Source organism: Janthinobacterium sp. DSP2-3-3, assembly GCF_049897325.1.
Classification (GTDB): Bacteria; Pseudomonadota; Gammaproteobacteria; order Burkholderiales; family Burkholderiaceae_D; genus Janthinobacterium.
Window position 1 is genome coordinate 634,373 of sequence record NZ_JAFCWA010000001.1, and the last position, 18,776, is coordinate 653,148.

Below are 18,776 nucleotides of genomic sequence, written 5' to 3' on the forward strand. Positions count from 1 at the left end.
CCCTGTCTCACTCATCAAACGCCCCATTCTGATAAGCAGCATATTCGGAGGAGCCGGAATGGTGGTTGCGCAAATGCGCCCCCAGGCCAGCTTCCGCACCCGCATCCCCGAGCTTATGCTGCACCTTGATCCCGAGCCACAGCACATCGGCCGCCTGGCTCTCCATTGTTGCTACCTTACCGAGCCGCTGCAAATAATGAGCCGCTTGCCGGTAGTCTTGCTGTTGGTAATACACGCGCACCAGGCCGGCATTCGTTACTGCCACATCCGGTGCGATCCGTACCGCGCGCATCAAATACGCGCCGGCACGCGGGTAATCATTTAGGGCCAGGCTGCAAGCACCCCCATTGTTGAGCGCTTTTTCCGGCGACACATACGCCGCGTCCGCCAGAGCCGCATCGAAATACGCCAGCGCTTGCGCGGCGCGTCCCGTCTGACACAAAAACAGGCCGTAATTATTGCTCAACTCAGGATTGTGGGGCGCAAGGCGCAAAGCGTAAAGGAAATCTTTCTCGGCAGGCACAGTTTGCCGCCGTGCCGACAGGATCAGGGCACGCACACCATAGGCTTGCGCATCGTTTGGCGCCAGCTGCACGGCTTGCTCCGCTTCCGCCAGGGCCACGTCGAGCTGGCCTTGCGCATAATACGCGCTGGCCAGCTGCAGGCGCAGCGCGGCGCGCTCATCGGCGCTCGCCTGTTTGTCCTGGCCAGCGGCCGTGGCGCGGCTTGCGGAAGGAGCAGAAGCACAGCCGACCAGCAGCACAGCCAGGCAGACAGCGGCCACAGCGAGCGAGCGTTGGTAAGCCATGCCTTCCCTCATCAGGAGCGGATCTCCACGATCTTGCCGAAATTGGCGCCAAATTTTTGTTGATACTCAGTCATCTTCTCCATGCGCTCCTGTACCCGCGTACGGTCCTTGACTTCGCCCGCCAACTGGCCGCAAGCCGCATCGATATCGTCGCCGCGCGTCTTGCGCACGGTGGTGATGATGCCGCCGTCCATGAGTACCTGGGCAAATGCCTTGATGCGCGGGTTTTTCGAGCGGAACAGACCCGACTCGGGGAAGGGGTTGAATGGAATCAGGTTGAACTTGCAGTTCACGCCGAACTCGCGGTCTTGCACCAGCGCCAGCAGTTCGCGCGCGTGCTCGTCGCTGTCATTGACGCCATCGAGCATGCAGTACTCGAAGGTAATGAAATCGCGGGGCGCAAATTCCAGATAGCGCTTGCAGGCGGCCATCAATTCCTTCAACGGGTATTTCTTGTTCAGAGGAATCAAACCGTCGCGCAGCGCATCGTTCGAAGCATGCAGCGAGACGGCCAGGGCCACCGGCACTTCCTGCGACAACTTGTCCATCATCGGAACGACGCCCGAGGTCGACAGGGTCACGCGGCGGCGCGACAGGCCGTAGGCATTGTCGTCGAGCATCAACTTCAGGGCCGTGACGGTCGGCTCAAAGTTCAGCAGGGGCTCGCCCATGCCCATCATCACCACGTTGGTGATCTGGCGCTCGCCTTTCGGACCCGGCTCGATGCCTTTGGTGCGGCGCAATTCAAATTCAGCCATCCACAGCTGACCGATGATCTCGCCCACGGACAAATTGCGGTTGAAGCCTTGCTTGCCCGTCGAGCAGAAACGGCAGTTCACGGCGCAACCGGCCTGGGTCGAGATGCACAGCGTACCGCGGTTTTCTTCCGGAATGAACACGGTTTCCACGGCATTACCATTGCCGACGTCGACCAGCCACTTGCGCGTGCCATCCGTCGACGTGTGGTCGCTGATGATGGCCGGGGCGCGCACTTCGGCGCGCGTGGCCAGCTTGTCGCGCAGCGACTTGGCCAAGTCCGTCATGGCGTCGAAGTCGGAAGCGCCGAACTGATGTATCCAACGTTGCAATTGTTTCGCACGAAACGGTTTCTCTCCCAACTCGGCGCAATAGGCGATGAGTTGCGCGGGATCAAGGTCCAGCAAGTTGGTGAGGGTCGTCGTATTCATGATCATGTCTATTCTAAAAATCCGTCCCCGCGCGCATCAGGAGGTCAAAGCCACCACAGCGCAGCGGGAACAGGGGGTGATAAGTTATTTCACAGATAACGCCAGGAAATAACGTTATCTAAGGCAATTAAGCCTTCAGTTCTGGGAAAAAGTAAGCGATTTCCACTTTAGCAGCTTCGACAGCGTCGGAACCGTGTACGGCATTAGCGTCGATCGAATCGGCGAAATCGGCGCGGATCGTGCCTTTTTCTGCTTTCTTCGGATCGGTCGCGCCCATCAGGTCACGGTGGGCCAGAACGGCGTTTTCGCCTTCCAGGGCTTGGATCATGACTGGACCGGAAACCATGAAGTCGACCAGATCCTTGAAGAAGCCGCGTTCTTTGTGCGCTGCGTAGAAGCCTTCAGCTTGTTCGCGCGACAGTTGGGTCATGCGTGCTGCAACGATTTTCAGGCCAGCGTTTTCAAAACGGGTGTAGATTTGACCGATTACGTTTTTTGCAACTGCGTCTGGTTTGATGATCGACAGGGTGCGTTCGATTGCCATGTGTGAAAACTCCAATAAAAAGAAAGGTTTAAAACGATAAATTGATAGCTCAATCAACCTTTGATTTTACCATACTCCACCCCATATCACCCAGACAGGCAGACCCCTTCTTACTGACTCATCTGCGTTTAATGGAATCTTAAGCTGGTTTTTTTGTAAAAACCGGGGTCCATGCTATGCTTGAACAAAGTAGTAATTTGAATTGTCAACACGGAGGCACTATGAATCAGAACATGCAACGCACTTTTGACCTGTCGGGGGGCATGCAGCAAGTACGCCACCAGGTCTTGCGCAACACTTACTGGCTGCTGGCGCTGTCCATGATACCGACCGTGCTGGGCGCTTTCATCGGCGTGCAAATGCACTTGCCGATGCTGACCGGCGGCATGGGCTTCATCATCTTCATGGTCGTCGCTTTCGGTTTCATGTACGCGATTGAAAAAACCAAGAACTCGGGCCTGGGCGTCGCCGTCCTGCTGGGCTTTACCTTCTTCATGGGCCTGATGCTCACGCCACTCCTGACGCGCACGCTCGGCTACTCGAACGGCGGCATGCTGATCATGACGGCGTTCGGCGGCACGGCCACCATCCTGGCCGTGATGGCGACGATAGCCACGGTGTCGAAGCGCGACTTCTCGGCCATGGGCAAATGGCTGTTCGCCGGCGTGATCGTGCTGATCCTGGCATCGGTGGCGAACATTTTCCTGGGCCTGTCGGCACTGTCGATCGTGATTTCCATGGTCGCCATCGCCATCTTTTCGGCCTACATCCTGTATGACGTGCAGCAAATCATCAACGGCGGCGAGACCAACTACATCTCGGCCACCCTGCGCATCTACCTGGACGTGTACAACATCTTCACCAGCCTGCTTTCCCTGTTGGGTTTCGCCGGCGGCAGCCGCGACTAAGCGCTGCGCTAGAAATTAGAAAGCCGACCCTCGGGTCGGCTTTTTTACGTCTGTGAAAAAAGCCGCCTGTACGGCGGCTGTTCGCGGCAGGTTCGCAGCATTCGGTAATGCGATCAAAAGTCGTGATTCGACGGATACTTACTGTAAAAATCGTTATCCCATTTGAAATTGGTAAAGGCCACGGTAAGGGAAATATCCAGCGCCTCGACAAAATGCCAGCAACCGACGGGTAAAAACAGGATTTCGCCCGGTGACAGCACGCATTCGCGCACTTGCACGTCGGCCATCAGCGGATAGCGCTGCAAGTCGATGTCGCGCCCGTCGACGGGCGTAAAACAGTGACGCTGGTTGTACACGCGCGCCACCTCGCAGGCAGCCATGATGCGCAGCCGCTTGCGCCCCTTCACCTGCGCCATGAAGTTGTTCGTCAGGTCGTGGTGGAATGGCGTCACCGTGCCGGCCGGGCCAAACCATAAAAAGCCCGTGGGGCCGCCATCCTGCTCCAGGTATTCGGGCAGTTGCCCGATATCGTCCCACAGCTCGCGCAAGGCTTGCCGGTTCTGCGAATTGTTGTTCGCCGTCATGTAGAAATCGTTGGTCGTGCCGCTGCTCTCGACCAGGCTGGCATAGTCGCCAAACGCCATCTTGCGCTTGTGCGCCACGCTGTTCATTTCGTACTGCGCATCCGCTTCGCGGCCGAATTGCACTTCCACCTCGCGCTGCGCGTAGTGCTCGCGGAAGTAGGCCGGACTCCATTTCCGGATCGCCGGCCAGTCATCCAGCATGCCGGTGATAATCACGGGCTGATTGGTGGAATAGAACTCCGTTAAAAACTCGTGCGCCGTCAGTTTCTCGCGGCGGGGAATCTCGGTCTGACGCAGATGGTTCAGCCTGCGCTGGATATCGATCACCCAGTCGCGCTTGGCCAGCCGGTTCGACAGGCGCACGGCGCCCGCCAGGTAGGGACTGTGCAGCGCCAGCTCCACCTCGCGGCGCGCCAGGCTTTCCGCGATGCCGGCCTGTTGCAGCACCGGCATCAGCGCCGACGGGTGACTGCCCAGCATGAGGTTTTCCGCGATCCAGCTGCGCCACTCGCGGCTCAGCTCCTGTACCCCCTGATTGAGTCCCAATGTCGATACGGCCGCCATTACCTGTCTCCTTTTTATATGCATAAGCGGCCGGACAGTATGCACTGTCCGGCCGCACCCTACCCTAACGACGCATTACCGCACTTTCCACACCTCCGTCGCCAGGACGCCGTTGGCGTCGCCATCGAGTTCCCATGAAAACGCGCCGCGCAAGCCTTGGTCCTTGACATACTTCACCTTGGTACCGATGACGGTCGGGTCGTCATAGCTCCACCACTGGCCGCCCGCGCCCGTGTACAGGTACAGCTGCTTGGTCACGGGATGGTAGTAGCGCGTGCCGGCCTTGGCGACGAGGATTTTATAGTCCTCGATGCCCGACTCGTACGTGCCTGGCGCCGTACCCGTGGCCGCCTGGTACAGGCCATCGCCGTTCGGTCCCGGCGCCACGCCCGTCCAGCCGCGGCCATAGAACGGTATGCCCAGCAGCAACTTGTTACGCGGCACGCCGGCGGCAATCATGTATTGCACCGCCTTGTCGCCCACGTATTCGCGTGCCATGCCCGTCGACGGATCGGCGGGGTCGGCATACAGCTGGGCGTTGAAGTTGGTGCTGGTTTCCCAGCCGCCGTGGAAGTCGTAGGTCATCAGGTTGATCCAATCCATGTACTGCGAGTACAGGGCCGGTTCCGTGTTGTCGATCTTGTCCTTGCCGGCACCGACAGCCGCCGTCAACAGGTAGCGCTTGCCGTTGGCGGCACCGAGCGCATCGAGCTGGCTGCGGAATTCCGCCATCAGCAAGGTAAAGTTGCGCTTGTCGTTGGGGCTGACCGTGTTGTACGGCTGGCCGCCGCCCACCGGGTATTCCCAGTCGATGTCGATGCCGTCAAAGATGTTGGCCGCCGCGCCCACGCCGCCGCGCCCGCCCTGCACCGGCAAATTGCCCTTGATGTAGATATCGATGCAGGAACGCACCATCTGCTTGCGCAGTGCATCGGTGGCCGAACCGACGGAGAAATTCTTCGACCAGCTCCAGCCGCCCAGCGAGATAAACAATTTGAGGTTCGGGTGCGCCGCCTTGAGCTTTCTCAGCTGCAGGAAGTTGCCCGACAAGGGAGCGTCCCACGGGATGGCCTGGCCATCGACGGTGCGCTTCGGCGTACGGATGTAGTCGGCCTCGGCATCGCCGCCCGTGCCCGCGTCCGGTGAATTCGGATTCGTCGCGCCCGGTTCCGTCTTGGTGATCATGGCGCATTCATAGCCGCCATTTTTCGAATAGATGTTGCCGAAGGCATAGTTAATGAAGGTCAACTTGTCGGCCACGCCGCTGGAATGCACGTTCGCTACTTCATAGTCTCGGCCATACACGCCCCACTGCGCGAAGTACGAGCCCACTTCGCGGCCCGCGGGCGTTGGCGTTGGCGTTGGTGTCGGGGTCGGGGTCGGCGTTGGCGTTGGAGTCGGGGTCGGGGTCGGGGTCGGCGTTGGAGTTGGCGTTGGAGTTGGCGTTGGAGTTGGCGTTGGCGTTGGCGTGATGCTGCAGATCTCCTGGCTGGTCCATGGCTTGCCCGTGCCCGCGGCGCCGCTGCTGGTCGACGGGTTGTCGCCCTGCGTCCAGTAGTTGGCGCGGTAATTCGTGCCCGCATAGCTGACGGTGGCGCCCGCGCTGTAGGCCGTACCGGCCACCCACGCCAGTGCGCAGGTGCCGCCGGTCGGGGTCGGCGTTGGCGTCGGAGTGGGTGTCGGGGTTGGATTCGGCGTTGGCGTTGGCGTTGGTGTCGGGGTGGGAGTGGGTGTCGGCGTGGTGCCACCATCGCAGGTGCCGCCGGCGCTCCACAGGCTCGGTGTGGAAACGGGATTCCAGCCGGAGCCCACGTGATCGGTCTGTGTCACCAGGGCCGTGTAGTTGGCGCCCAGGTAAGTGACCACCGTGCCGGCATTGTAGGTGCCGCCCTCTTGCCATGGCACGCAGGCGACTACCGTGCTGGCCGCCAGCAATTGTGAGCCACCCGGCGCGCCGGCGTCGCCGCCGCCACCGCATGCCGCCAGCACGCCACCGCTGGCCAGACATACCATCATGTTCCTGATTGTTTTTTTGAGTATTAAATTTTCCACGCTGTCTCCTGTTCAGGTTTGCGGAAATACCACTCTGCTTCAATAAAAAGCTACCCTGTGATTTTGTTTTTTTGCAGCTGCAAGAACAGCATGCTGCTGAAAAAATAGGCGGTCAAGTGGTTTTAAAGTGGCCTCAAAGTGGGCAATACCACTTCGCGCAAAAGCCGCAGCGACAGTGGCGTATGGCGTGTTGTCCTACTGGACAATCAAAAAAACGGCAGAGGGAGGGTGAAGCAAGACGCTGTATCGGGAAAAGACAGACCAGTTTTATAACACGCTGTAAGTGGTATTGGGGTAGCGTGCCGTGCCGTTGAATACGGCAGCGGCGGGTGCCTGCCTGGCCACCCGCCGCGCCAGGTAGACTTATTGAGGCAAATCAAATACCGCCATCGACTCCACGTGCGAGGTGTGCGGGAACATATTCACCACGCCCGCCTTGCTCAGCACATAACCCGCTTCCAGCGCCAGGATGCCGGCGTCGCGCGCCAGGGTTGACGGGCTGCACGAAACGTACACGATGCGTTTCGGCAGCAGGTCCGGACGCACTTGCGACAAGCCGACCAGCGCCTGGCACAGGGCCATGGCACCATCGCGGGGCGGGTCGACCAGAATGCGGTCGAACTTGCCCAGCGCGATCAGGTCGTCCGTCGTCACTTCGAACAGGTTGCGCGTCGAGAACGAGGTTTTTTCCGCCAGGCCGTTGGCCAGGGCGTTTTCCAGCGCCCGCTCCGTCAGGGTGGTGCTGCCTTCGATGCCCACCACGGCGCTGCCTTGCGTGGCCAGCGGCAGGGTGAAATTGCCCAGGCCGCAGAACAGGTCGGCCACGCGGTCGGTCGGCTGCACTTCCAGCAAACGCAGGGCTTTCGACACCAGCACGCGGTTGATGTGGTGGTTCACTTGCGTAAAATCGACAGGCTTGAACGGCATCTTGACGCCGAATTCCGGTAGCAGATAGTGCAGTTGCTTGTCGAGCGGATAGAACGGCACGGCCGTTTCCGGGCCTTTCACCTGCAACCACCATTGCACGCCGTACTCGTCGGCAAACGCCTTCAATATCGTTTCGTCGTCCGCCGTCAACGGCGCCATGATGCGCAAGACCATGGCGGTGACGTCTTCACCCACGGCCAGCTCGATCTGTGGCATCTGGTCGAAAATGGACAGCGAACCGATCAGTGCACGCAGGGGCAACAGCATGGCCGAGATGTGCGGCGGCAAGATTTCGCAGCTATCCATGTCGGCAACGAAAGCCGATTTCTTTTCGTGGAAACCCACCAGCACGGCGTCTTTCTTCTTGACGTGGCGCACCGACAGGCGCGCGCGGTAGCGGTAGCCCCAGGTCGGGCCATACATGGGGCGCATGATGCTTTGCGGACGCACCTTGCCGATATGCCACAAGTTATCTTCCAACACGCGCTGCTTGATCGCCACTTGCGCCGACGGCTCCAGATGCTGCATCGAGCAGCCGCCGCAGTTATCGAAATGCTTGCACTTGGGTGTCACGCGCATGGACGATTCGCGGTGCAGCACCGTCATGCGGGCCATTTCCCAGTTCTTCTTTTTCTTGAACGTCACAAAGCTGACGCGCTCGCCCGGCAACGCGCCTTCGACAAACACGACCTTGCCCGGCGAGCCGTCTTCGTTCTCAATATGGCCAACGCCACGGGCGTCCATGTCGAGCGATTTGATTTCGATGATATTTTCTTGCATAGCGATCAATAGGTAAGAGTGGGCCAGGACGCAGGGCCGCGCTGGAACTTGAAAGAATGGGGAAAGGTCAGGCGCCGCGAGCGGGGCGTATGATAGCAGATGCAGGCCCGCAACAGCCGGACCGGGAGGCTTACAAAAGGGAATCTCTCACGACGCCGCGCGCCGCCATGGCCCGTTTGAGCTTGATCAAGGCTTCTTGCTGGATCTGGCGCACGCGCTCGCGCGTCACGCCCATTTCTTCGGCCAGGGTTTCCAGCGTGGCCGGATCGTCGTTGTCGAGGCCGAAACGGCGCATGATGACCACGCGCTGCTTGTCGGGCAGCTTGGTCAGCCAGTCGCGCACCAGCACCGTCATTTCATGGTGCTCGGCGCGCGCGTCGGGGCTGTCTTCGCTGGCGCCGGGCAGCATGTCCATCAGCGACGACTGCGGATCGTTGTCGAGCGGCGCGTCGAGCGAGGTGGCGTGCTCGGACAGGGCCAGGATATCCTGCACCTCTTCCACGGGACGGCCCACCAGGTGGGCGATGTCTTCCGCAGTGGCATCCTTGCCATCGTGATGCTGGGCTTCCAGGTGGTATTTGCCGCGCAGGATCTGGTTCAGTTCGCGCACCATGTGCACGGGCAGGCGCACCGTGCGCGCCTGGTTCATGATGGCGCGCTCGATGCTCTGGCGTATCCACCAGGTGGCGTACGTGGAAAAACGGAAACCGCGCTCGGGCTCGAACTTGTCGATGGCCCGCATCAGGCCGATGTTGCCCTCCTCGATCATGTCGAGCAAGACCACGCCGCGGTTGATGTAATGCTTGGCGATCGACACGACCAGGCGCAGGTTGTGCTCGATCATGGTTTGCCGGGCTGCGAAATTGCCCTGTTTGGCCAGGGTGGCGTAATGCACCTCTTGCGCCGCCGTCAGCAGGGGCCGTGTGCCGATCTGGTTCAGATAGTGCTGCGTGGTATCGGTCGACAGTTCGGCCGCCAGCACTTTTTTCAGCTCATCGACACTTTCGACCAGCACGCTGACGCTGGCCACTTCGCGGCCCTCGCCCGCGTCGACGGCATCAATACCGTCGAGCTCGCCGGCCTCGTCCGTCACGACTTCGTCTGCCCCGTCTTCCGGCAGTTCCGGCTCATCGTCCAGCTGATCGTGCGGCGCGTGTGTCATTGCTTTACCTAACGGTTAGGCAGGAATTTCGAAGGGTCGACAGGCTTGCCCTGCTGGCGGATTTCAAAGTGCAGCTTCACGCGGTCGGCATCGGAATCGCCCATTTCGGCGATGGCCTGGCCTTTGTTGACGTTCTGCCCTTCCTTCACCAGGATGCTGCGATTATGCGCATACGCCGACAACAAGCTATTACTGTGCTTCACGATGACAAGATTACCATAACCACGGATTCCGCTCCCGGCATACATGACTTTTCCCGCGCCGGCCGCCACCACTTGCTGGCCCGCCTTGCCGGCGATATCGACACCCTTGTTCTTGCCTTCATCAAAAGTGCCGATGACCTTGCCTTCGGAAGGCCACATCCAGCTGATCTTGTCATCGCCAGCCGCTTGTGCGGCAGGCGCGGCCGCAGCGGCTGCCGGTGCGGCGGCGACAGCTGCTGCTGGCGCAGGTGCAGGCTTGACGTCGCTGCTGCCGCCATCGGCGCGCAATTCGGCCAGGGTGGCGTCGGAATACGCGCGCTTCTCGCCGCGCGGGCCCGTTTTCTTTGGCACGACAGGCGCGGCCGGTTTGATTTCCGTGACGGGCGGCATGACGACGGCCGACGTCTGCGCGCCGCCCGTGTCGCCATTTGGTGGCAGCACGCGCAGCACTTGGTCGACCTTGATGTCGTTCGGGTTGCTCAAATCATTCCAGGCCACCAGGTCGCGGTAATTCTGGCCGTGTTCCAGGGCGATGCGCAGCAGGGTGTCGCCGCGCTTGACCGTGTAAAAAGCCGGGTCGCGGTCGCGCGGATCGCTGGCTGCGGCGCTGCTGCTCGATGGATGGCGCTCCACGACAGGTGCCTGGACGCCCGTGGTGCCGCAACCGCTCAACAGCGCGGCCAAGGTGATGCTACATAGAAGTATGTTACTTTTCTTAATCATTCGCATGTAATTGTATGTCCTGCTTGCTAGCTGATCCGGGGATCATATGGTGCCCGGGCGCAAAGGCACGAAATGGCAATCTTCCAGGGTTTGGCTAGTCCATTCCATTTTCCCCACCCGGGTAATGAGTTGTAAGTGTTGCAATTTAGCGCCCACCGGCGCAACCAGACGCCCGCCGGGCGCCAGCTGTTCCAGCAAGGCTTGCGGGACTTCCAGGCCGGCAGCGGCAAGGATGATGCCGTCGAAGGGCGCCGCCTGCGGCAGGCCAAGCATACCATCTCCGTACTGCAAGCGCAGATTTGACACGCGCAGCGGGCGCAGATTGACCTTCGCCAGCTCGTGTAAAGGTCGGATGCGCTCGATCGAAAACACCTCTTTTGCCACCAGCGACAGCACTGCCGCCTGGTAGCCGCAGCCGGTGCCGATTTCCAGCACGCGCTGCAAACTGCCGCCCTGGCGCATCACTTCGATCATGCGCGCCACGATATACGGCTGCGAAATGGTCTGATGGTGGCCGATGGGCAAGGAGGCATCGATATACGCCTGCGATGCCAGCGCCTCGTCCATGAACAGGTGGCGCGGCACGGCTTGCATGGCGTCGAGCACCACCTGGTCCTTGACGCCCTGTTTCGAGATGCGCGCCACCATGGCCCGGCGCACGGCGTCCGAGACAAGCGGGTTTTGCCGTGGCGGCGACACCACGGCCGGCTGCGCCCGCTCGTTGGCAATGGCCTGCGCGCGCGACAGCGCGATGGGCAGCGTGGCAACGTGGTACGGCGCGCCTCCCCTGGCTGCAGTTTGCGCCGCATTTTGCATCGCCGTCTGCGGCGTGGCGATGCGCGACTGCGCCAGCGACTGCCCCCCGCCCTGCCTGGCAGGCTTGCCGGCCAGCGAATCGAGGGAAAGGGGGAAGGTACGCGGCTTGTCAGTCATAGTGAGCGTTCATGCCAGGCCTTTTGCCAGTGCGTCGAGTTGGGTGGTATGCGTCAGGTCGATCTGCAGCGGCGTGATCGATACTTGTCCATGTTCAACGGCATGGAAGTCCGTGCCCGGACCGCCTTCCTTGGCGGCACCGGCCGGGCCGATCCAGAAGATTTCACGGCCACGGGGATCGAGAGCGCGGATCACAGGCTCGGCCGAATGGCGCTTGCCCAGGCGCGTGGCTACCACGCCTTGCATTTGCGCGTAAGGAATGGCGGGTATATTCACATTCAATAAATACGGTTTCTGCAGGGCGTCAAACTGGCGCTCGACGATTTCTCTCGCCACGCGGGCGGCCGCATCCAGGTTGGCCCAGCCAAACTGCGACTGGGAAAAGGCAATGGCGGGAATGCCGAACAGATAGCCTTCCGTGGCGGCGGCCACGGTGCCCGAATACAAAGTGTCATCGCCCATGTTGGGGCCATTGTTAATGCCCGAGACCACCAGGTCGGGGCGTTCGATGAGCATACCCGTCAGCGCCACGTGCACGCAGTCGGTGGGCGTGCCGTTGACAAAATAGAAGCCGTTGGCAGCCTTGTGCACGGACAAGGGCCGGTCCAGGGACAGCGAATTGGATGCGCCCGAGCGGTTGCTGTCGGGCGCCACCACGACGATGTCCGCAATGGGCGCGAGCGCGTCGGCCAAGGCTGCCAAGCCTGGCGCCAGGTAACCGTCGTCGTTACTGATAAGAATTCTCATAACGAGATTTTACCTGAAGCAATGCCAACACTGCGCGTGCCACGCACCGATAGATTGCATTATTTATGCCGCCGCGCGGACATGGCGCGCAGCGTCAGCGCTGCTCGATGCGCGCCTCCGACAACGCCCCTTCCAGCGCCTGCACTTCATCTTCCTGCAAGGCCAGCAAAGCATTCAGATCACCTTGCAATTTATACATTCTTTTCAGCTGCGCCATGCCGCGCCTGCGCAGCTTGCCTGGCACCCCCGGGCGCAGCAGGCAAGACTTCAAATGTTCGGCCAGTTCGCCCGCCTGCGGATACTGCTCGCGCTCTATCATGCCTTGCAACATCAAGACCATGCTGGCTAGGGTGTCCGGTTCGGCCCCTTCGTACCCGTTGGCGCGGCCAGCCAGGATGGTTTGCTGCAAATGCCGGGCGCCGTCCAGCACGCTGTCCGCATGCCCCGTGACGGGCGCATTCAACAGCCGGTCACTGCCGCTGAGCACAGCGTCTTCCAGCAGGCGCGCCGCCTCGCTCTCGCCCTGCTGCTGCAGGGTGCCAGCCAATTGCTTCTTGCTGTGCAAGGTATCGAGGTGATCTTCGCCCAGCAGGCGCGCATGCACTTCCAGCACCTGCTCCTGCACGCTGCGCGCCGCATCAAGCTCGCCACGCCGCAGCAGCGCTTCGGCCAGTTTGCGCTGGCTCATCAGGGTTTCAGGATGGTCGAGCCCGTGCATGCGCTCGCGCGCCGCCACCTGGTCTTCGTGCAACTGGCGCGCGCCGGCCCAGTCGCCCTGCCCGGCCACGATATCGGCCAGCAAGTCGCGCGTGGCCAGGGTGGCCGCATGGTCGCTGCCCAGGCGCCGCTCCTGCGCCTGCAGCACGGCAACAAACATGCGCCGCGCGCCTTTCAGGTCGCCTTCGTGTCCCAGCGCCTGCGCCAGAGCCAGCTTGCTGCGCAAGGTGTCGCCATGCTCGGCGCCAAACAGGCGCTCGCGCGCCGCTACCACCGTGCCCAGCACTTGCTGCGCCTGCGCCAGCCGGCCCATGCGCAGCAAGGTGGCGGCGCGGCCATCCATCGCCTCCAGAGTCAGCGGATGCTCGCCACCGAGCTGGCGCGCGTAAATGGCCAGCACGGTATCTTGCAGCAGCAGCGCCGCCGCCAGCTCTCCTTGCAGCAAGAGGGTTTGCGCCAGGCAGGCCCGGGCGACCAGGGTATCGGGATGTTCGCTGCCCAGCACGCGCTCGCGCACGTCGAGCACGTCCTCTTCCAGGAAGCGGGCTTCATCGAGCTTGCCCAGCTGGCGCAGCAGGCGCGCCATGCCGCTCTTGCACGCCAGGCTGTCGGGATGTTCCTCGCCCAGCAGGCGCACGCGGATTTCAACGCTCTGGCGGAAGGCATCGAGCGCCTGCGCGCTGCGCCCGTCCTTGCGGTATAGCTCGCCCAGGCGGGCCAAGTCGCGCGCCAGCGGCAGCGCCACGGCGCGGCCCGGTTCGAGCAGCAAGGCCTGGCGCGCTTCGCTGATGGCGCCCAGCAAGGCGATTTCACGGCTCGATTGCCATGCAAAGTAGCCGCCCGTCAGCCAGTGCAGAAACGCTTCGAAGGTACGCGTGAGGGAAAAGCGGTCGCCGCCCTGATCGATGCGCACGGCCAGCTGCTCGCCATAGGCAAAGGTTTTCGTCTGCTGCAACTGGACTTCGTCGAAATAGCTGTCGAGGGAAATCTGCGGCAAACCGTAGGAGGTACGCAGCAAGCGCTCGAACAGGGGCTGGAAGCCGGCGATACCCTTGTGCGCGTCGCCGCGGCGCCACTCGGCGCGCTGCGCGCCATCGCCCATTTCTATACGCGAGGGCAAGGGATACACGAGCAGCGGACGCTGTTCGTCTTCATGGCTGCGGCGGTACTCGATGGCCCGCGTGACGAGCGCATCGACGCCTTCCAGGCTTTGCCGGTTCGGCGTGAAGACCACCACCAGCTTTTTCGGCAGCAAGGTAGTGCAGATGCCGGCACTGTCCGTGCGGCCCGTGCGGGAATCGACCAGGACATAGCGGAAATGCTGGGCCAGGGTATCGGCGAAGCAGCGAAACAGGGCCGGGCAGGTGTCGAACAGCTGGTCCCAGCGCATCTGCGCCAGGCGCTCGCTATAGCTGGCATCGAAACGCCCCGCGCGCATCAGGTACAGCGGGCTGCCCTGGTCGACGCGCACCACATATTGCTGCCAGTCGATGGCGTCGAGCACGCGCTGCGCCAGCGCCGCATCCTCGCGTCCCCCACCTTCGCGCCCCCTAGCCTGCCCGCCGGCGCGCGCGCCCGCCTTTTGCAAGCTGATGCGCTCGAGCTGCTGGCGGCACGCCTCGAAGAACTCGAGCACGCCAGGTCGCTCTTCGTGCTGCTCGAAATAATGGTGCAGGCCCGGCGCTTCCATGTCCCAGTCCAGCATCAGCACGGGCACGCTGGCGTTTTCGCGCCGCGCCAGCAGGACGGCAATGTTCGACAGGGCCATGGTGCGGCCGGTACCGCCCTTGTAGGAATAGAAGGTGACGACTTCGCCAGGGGCGCTCAAAGGTGGCAGGGAGAGGCGTTGGCATTCCATGACGGGACCTTTTACGTGATTAACGTGGAAAGTGGGGAGGCGGAATGGCGCGCCATTCCGGCGGGATAGCGGGCAACACGAAACGGCTGCAATCGTGGCCGGGCGGTGTCGACCGTTTGAGCAAGTGGTAATGCGTGGCAATGCGCTGCACGATGCGTTCGATATCGGGCAGGTATTGCGGATTCGACTTCAGGTCGCCGCTGGCCAGCGTATAGCCGGAGAAATCGACGTACAGGCCCGACTCCGTGATTTGCGGCGGCAAGCCGTCCGGATGGCGCGTCATGATGATGGGGATGATCAGGTGGCTGGGCAGTTCATACCAGGCGCGCCGCTCCTGTTCGATTAGTTGCATGGCAGCAAATTCACGCCGCGTATAGCCGTGCGCCTCATATTTGGGCGTGTACAGCACGATCATGCAGACGCTCTGGCACATGGCGCGCGCCACGCGCAGGTCGATATCGTCGCCGCCACCCAGTTGCTCGCTGTCGATGAACAGCACTTCCTCGCGGTCGAGGTGCGGCTCCAGATAGCAAGCCAGCGCCTCGATGAGATCATTCTTGAACTTGTTCATGAACGCATATTGGCCGTGTGCATAGCTCAAGAAACAGCCGTAGCGGATCTCCATGGCATCCCCCCCCCCTGTTCCCCGTGCGGCCCTGCCATCGCCGCGCCTTGATCCTGCAAGGCATGAGTTCACTGTAGACCGCCCGGCAACGGCCCTGTTTGCGCTGGCGCAAAGATGTGTCTGGCGTCCTGGACATGCGGAAAGAAGCCAGAAACTGGCGCGATCACGCCCATTTTTAGCATGCCAGGCACGCAGGCAGGCGCCGCACAGAAAGCGCTAGTGGCTTGATAACAAAGGGAAATAAGCCGGCGCGCTGATGGCGCCGGCAAGACGACTAGGCGCCCTTGGCAGGCAGGTTGCGGAAGAACTCCACCACTTCGGCGGTATCGCGCGTGCGCTTGAAGGGTGGCAGGCTTTGCCAGATGCGCTTGCCGTACGGCTTGGAAATGAGGCGCGGATCGCAGATCATCAGCACGCCGCGGTCACCCTCGTCACGAATCAGCCGGCCCGCGCCCTGCTTCAGGTTGATAATGGCTTCCGGCAGGGAATGGTGCATGAAACCATTCTTGCCCTGCTTTTCCATCACTTCGATGCGCGCGGCCAGCACGGGATCGTCAGGCGGCGCGAACGGCAGCTTGTCGATGATCACCAGAGAGAGCGCATCGCCGCGCACGTCGACGCCTTCCCAGAAGCTCTGGCTGCCGATCAGCACGCCGTTCCCGGCGGCGCGGAACTGATCGAGCAATTCCGTGCGGCCCTTGTCGCCCTGCACGAACAGCGGAAAGTTCAGGCCCCGCTGCTTGAATTCATCGGCCAGGCGCTCGGCCGCGCGCTTCACGGCGCGCAAGGTGGTGCACAGGAAGAAGGTGCGCCCGCCCGCCGCCTCGATGATGGGCAAGGCGCAGTCGATGACGGCATCCGTGTAGCCCAGCGAATTCGGCTGCGGCAGGTTTTGCGGCACGAACAGCAAGCCCTGCTGGACATAGTCGAAGGGACTCGGCCAGGTGTGCGACGGTTCGCCCGTCAAGCCCATCTGTTCGGAAAAATGCTTGAAATCGTTCTTCACGGCCAGAGTGGCGGAAGTAAAAATCCAGCTGCGCGGCGTGCCTTCGCGCTGGTTATTAAAAATCGGCGCGATCGACAATGGCGTTTTATGCAACTGCAAGGAGCTGGAAAACGCTTCCACCCAGAACACGGCTTCTTCGCCGGCCGCCACCTTGGCCTTCGGATCGAACTTCCAGCCGCTCAGCTGCTGCGCCAGCTCGACGCCGCGCACGCGGCACTGCTCCAAGGTTTCCGCCCGTTCCGCCTGGGTTTCCAGCACCGCCACCATACCGTCAAGCTCATCTTTGAGGGTGTCCAGCGCGGGAAAGAAGTCGCTCGACGGGGCGATTTGGGGCAGGGACAGACGCACGATATCCTGCGGGAACGTCAGGCGCAGGTCGCGCGCCGCCTTTTCCACCACCGTGACGGTTTTTGCCCAGTCGATGCCGCGCGCATGCGCCAGCCCTTCGGCCAGCACGTCGCGGCACAGCTCCAGGATTTGCGAGGTGGACACCGTATTGCCAAAGAATAAAGTGGCCGTGTCGGGCAACTGGTGCGCCTCATCGAAGATGATGGTGTTAGCCGATGGCAGCAATTCCGCCACGCCCGTGTCCTTCAGGGCCACGTCGGCAAAGAACAAATGGTGGTTGACCACCACCACGTCGGCCTGCTGCGCTTCCTTGCGGGCCTTCATGACGAAACAATCCTGGTAATACTGGCACTCGGCGCCCATGCAGGTGTCGCGCGTGGACGTCACCAGGTTCCAGATCATGGCGTTTTCCGGCACCTTGGCCAGCTCCGCCTTGTCGCCGGAACTGGTCATCTTGATGAAGCGCGAAATTTCGCGCAAATGCCCCACGTCGTCGCGCGAGGTCATGCGCCCGTTCTGCAGGGTGCGTTCCAGGTGATAGTGACAAACGTAGTTTGAGCGGCCCTTCAGCAAGGCCACGGAGACGGGCGCCTGCAACGCGGCGCGCACGGTAGGGATATCGCGCAGGAATAGCTGGTCCTGCAAGTTCTTCGTGCCGGTGGAAACAATAGTCTTGCCACCCCACATCAAGGCCGGCACCAGATAGGCGAAGGTTTTACCCGTGCCCGTGCCCGCCTCGGCGATCAGGGTTGTCTGGCTGTCGATGGCATGGGCGATGGCCTTGGCCATTTCCGTTTGCGAACGGCGCGGCTTGTAGCTGCCCACGGCGGGACCGAGCGGGCCGCCGGCGCCAAACAGGCGCTCGATGTCGGCATCGTGCTTGCCAGGTGGGGCCTGCGGTTCGGCTGGCAGACTGGCTGGCAGAACGGCAGGCTGGCCATCTGGGCTTGCGGGCAATAAATTGTGATCGGTCAAAATATACTTAGGTGAAGGCTGGACTGGACGCTACTGGCGCCCCTCAGGCGGGAACATCGGGCACCAACTGCATTTTCAGCAAGGTGATGTGATCCTTCAATTGCAATTTGCGCTTTTTCAGGCGGCGCAGTTGCAGCTCGTCATGGTGACCATCGAGTATCAGCAACTCGATGACGGCATCGAGGTCACGGTGTTCCACGTTGAGTTCAATCAGGCGCCGCTCTATATGCTGTGCATCGCTCATGTGTTGCGTTCCAGGCAGTGTTGGTAACAGTGTTGTTAAACCGGTGCGCGCAGCGTACGCAGGCAGCCATCGGCGCCAGCATCACCGGCGAGTGCGTAGTTTAACCTGCCGCGCGCGTTAGGGCACGCCATTTCCGGCATGGCCCCTTACACGGCGGTTTTACTTGGCAGGCGGCACGGGTATAGCAACGGCCGGCGTGCTGGCAGCGGCGGCTGCCGCCTTGGCCTGCGCTTCGGCCTGGCGCTGGGCCAGGCGTTGCGCCACGCGTTTCTGGCGCGCCACGGCGTCAGCCTGCTTGCGCGCATAGTCTGCCTCGCGGGCCGCGCGGCGCGGCGCGTCGGCAGCGTCGGCGGCAGCCTGTCTCGCCACCTTCGCCGCTTGCTCAGTCTCGCGCTCGGCAACGCTCTTGCCTTCCGGCTTGGGCGGCGCCGGCTCGGGCGCGACGACCTTCACGGGCTTGGGCATGGCCGCAGCCCGCTGCTCGGCATCGAGGCGCGCACTTTCCTGCGTCCTGGCCATGTCCATATCGCGCAGGCGCACGGACTCGGCCCGTTTGAAATAGTTCGCTTCCGCTTCGACGGCGCGCAGGCGCAGCAGGATCAGGCGGCGCTTTTCCTTGGCCTTGTCCAGGCAGTTATTCACGAAAAATTTGTCGTAGCACTCCAGTTCGCGCGCCACAAACTCATTTTCCGCCGCCTCGCGCTCGCTGGCTGACTGCTTCAACTTGGCGTCCGCCTCTTCCACCGACAAGGTGGCGGACACCTGCGGGGCGCCGACCTCATCCAACGCCGCACCACCCTGGTGCGCGCAGGCGGACAATGCCAGGGTCAGACCCAGCGCCGCTCCCAGCTTGTATAGTGTATTTGCCATTATCTTCATAA

The 18,776-nt window shown here is 61.9% G+C and carries 16 protein-coding genes; 1 reads left to right on the plus strand and 15 read right to left on the minus strand.

Annotation, left to right across the window (positions count from 1 at the left end):
- Positions 1 to 7: 7 nt before the first annotated feature.
- The 3 genes from pilW to ndk all read right to left on the minus strand — a co-directional run bounded on the left by pilW (position 8) and on the right by ndk (position 2,539).
- Positions 8 to 808: a type IV pilus biogenesis/stability protein PilW gene (gene pilW, locus ACP7DE_RS03180; RefSeq protein WP_426070701.1), complete on the minus strand. Its 801-nt coding sequence runs from the start codon at positions 806 to 808 to the stop codon at positions 8 to 10.
- Between the two features lie 11 nt (positions 809 to 819).
- On the minus strand, positions 820 to 1,995 hold the full coding sequence (gene rlmN / locus ACP7DE_RS03185) for a 23S rRNA (adenine(2503)-C(2))-methyltransferase RlmN (RefSeq protein ID WP_034752035.1): 1,176 nt from the start codon (positions 1,993 to 1,995) through the stop codon (positions 820 to 822).
- Positions 1,996 to 2,122: 127 nt separating this feature from the next.
- Positions 2,123 to 2,539, minus strand: coding sequence for a nucleoside-diphosphate kinase (gene ndk, locus ACP7DE_RS03190; protein ID WP_070223377.1), 417 nt, complete (start codon positions 2,537 to 2,539; stop codon positions 2,123 to 2,125).
- A gap of 221 nt (positions 2,540 to 2,760) precedes the next feature.
- Between ndk and ACP7DE_RS03195 the strand changes: the two genes are divergently transcribed.
- Positions 2,761 to 3,447, plus strand: a complete 687-nt coding sequence (locus ACP7DE_RS03195) for a Bax inhibitor-1/YccA family protein (protein ID WP_116745129.1) — start codon at positions 2,761 to 2,763, stop codon at positions 3,445 to 3,447.
- A 113-nt stretch (positions 3,448 to 3,560) separates the two neighbouring features.
- Here the strand turns inward: ACP7DE_RS03195 and ACP7DE_RS03200 are convergent, their stop codons facing one another.
- From ACP7DE_RS03200 to ACP7DE_RS03255, 12 genes are all read right to left on the minus strand, one after another.
- Positions 3,561 to 4,595, minus strand: coding sequence for a cupin-like domain-containing protein (locus tag ACP7DE_RS03200; protein WP_426070702.1), 1,035 nt, complete (start codon positions 4,593 to 4,595; stop codon positions 3,561 to 3,563).
- Between the two features lie 75 nt (positions 4,596 to 4,670).
- Complete coding sequence (locus tag ACP7DE_RS03205; protein WP_426070703.1) at positions 4,671 to 6,611, minus strand: glycosyl hydrolase family 18 protein; 1,941 nt, start codon at positions 6,609 to 6,611, stop codon at positions 4,671 to 4,673.
- A 399-nt stretch (positions 6,612 to 7,010) separates the two neighbouring features.
- On the minus strand, positions 7,011 to 8,354 hold the full coding sequence (rlmD, locus tag ACP7DE_RS03210; protein WP_426070704.1) for a 23S rRNA (uracil(1939)-C(5))-methyltransferase RlmD: 1,344 nt from the start codon (positions 8,352 to 8,354) through the stop codon (positions 7,011 to 7,013).
- A 130-nt stretch (positions 8,355 to 8,484) separates the two neighbouring features.
- Positions 8,485 to 9,516: an RNA polymerase sigma factor RpoS gene (gene rpoS, locus ACP7DE_RS03215; RefSeq protein WP_426070705.1), complete on the minus strand. Its 1,032-nt coding sequence runs from the start codon at positions 9,514 to 9,516 to the stop codon at positions 8,485 to 8,487.
- 8 nt (positions 9,517 to 9,524) lie between these two features.
- Positions 9,525 to 10,442 (minus strand): peptidoglycan DD-metalloendopeptidase family protein, encoded by a 918-nt coding sequence (locus ACP7DE_RS03220; RefSeq protein ID WP_426070873.1) that lies wholly within the window; start codon positions 10,440 to 10,442, stop codon positions 9,525 to 9,527.
- 42 nt (positions 10,443 to 10,484) lie between these two features.
- Positions 10,485 to 11,375 (minus strand): protein-L-isoaspartate(D-aspartate) O-methyltransferase, encoded by an 891-nt coding sequence (locus tag ACP7DE_RS03225; protein WP_426070706.1) that lies wholly within the window; start codon positions 11,373 to 11,375, stop codon positions 10,485 to 10,487.
- A gap of 9 nt (positions 11,376 to 11,384) precedes the next feature.
- Complete coding sequence (gene surE / locus ACP7DE_RS03230) at positions 11,385 to 12,122, minus strand: 5'/3'-nucleotidase SurE (RefSeq protein ID WP_426070707.1); 738 nt, start codon at positions 12,120 to 12,122, stop codon at positions 11,385 to 11,387.
- 94 nt (positions 12,123 to 12,216) lie between these two features.
- Complete coding sequence (locus ACP7DE_RS03235; RefSeq protein WP_426070708.1) at positions 12,217 to 14,697, minus strand: tetratricopeptide repeat protein; 2,481 nt, start codon at positions 14,695 to 14,697, stop codon at positions 12,217 to 12,219.
- A 19-nt stretch (positions 14,698 to 14,716) separates the two neighbouring features.
- Positions 14,717 to 15,322 (minus strand): toll/interleukin-1 receptor domain-containing protein, encoded by a 606-nt coding sequence (locus ACP7DE_RS03240; protein WP_102121582.1) that lies wholly within the window; start codon positions 15,320 to 15,322, stop codon positions 14,717 to 14,719.
- Between the two features lie 274 nt (positions 15,323 to 15,596).
- Positions 15,597 to 17,651, minus strand: coding sequence for an ATP-dependent DNA helicase (locus ACP7DE_RS03245; protein WP_426070709.1), 2,055 nt, complete (start codon positions 17,649 to 17,651; stop codon positions 15,597 to 15,599).
- Between the two features lie 43 nt (positions 17,652 to 17,694).
- Positions 17,695 to 17,895, minus strand: coding sequence for a YdcH family protein (locus ACP7DE_RS03250; RefSeq protein WP_010399897.1), 201 nt, complete (start codon positions 17,893 to 17,895; stop codon positions 17,695 to 17,697).
- Positions 17,896 to 18,054: 159 nt separating this feature from the next.
- On the minus strand, positions 18,055 to 18,765 hold the full coding sequence (locus tag ACP7DE_RS03255) for a hypothetical protein (protein WP_426070710.1): 711 nt from the start codon (positions 18,763 to 18,765) through the stop codon (positions 18,055 to 18,057).
- Between the last annotated feature and the right edge of the window lie 11 nt (positions 18,766 to 18,776).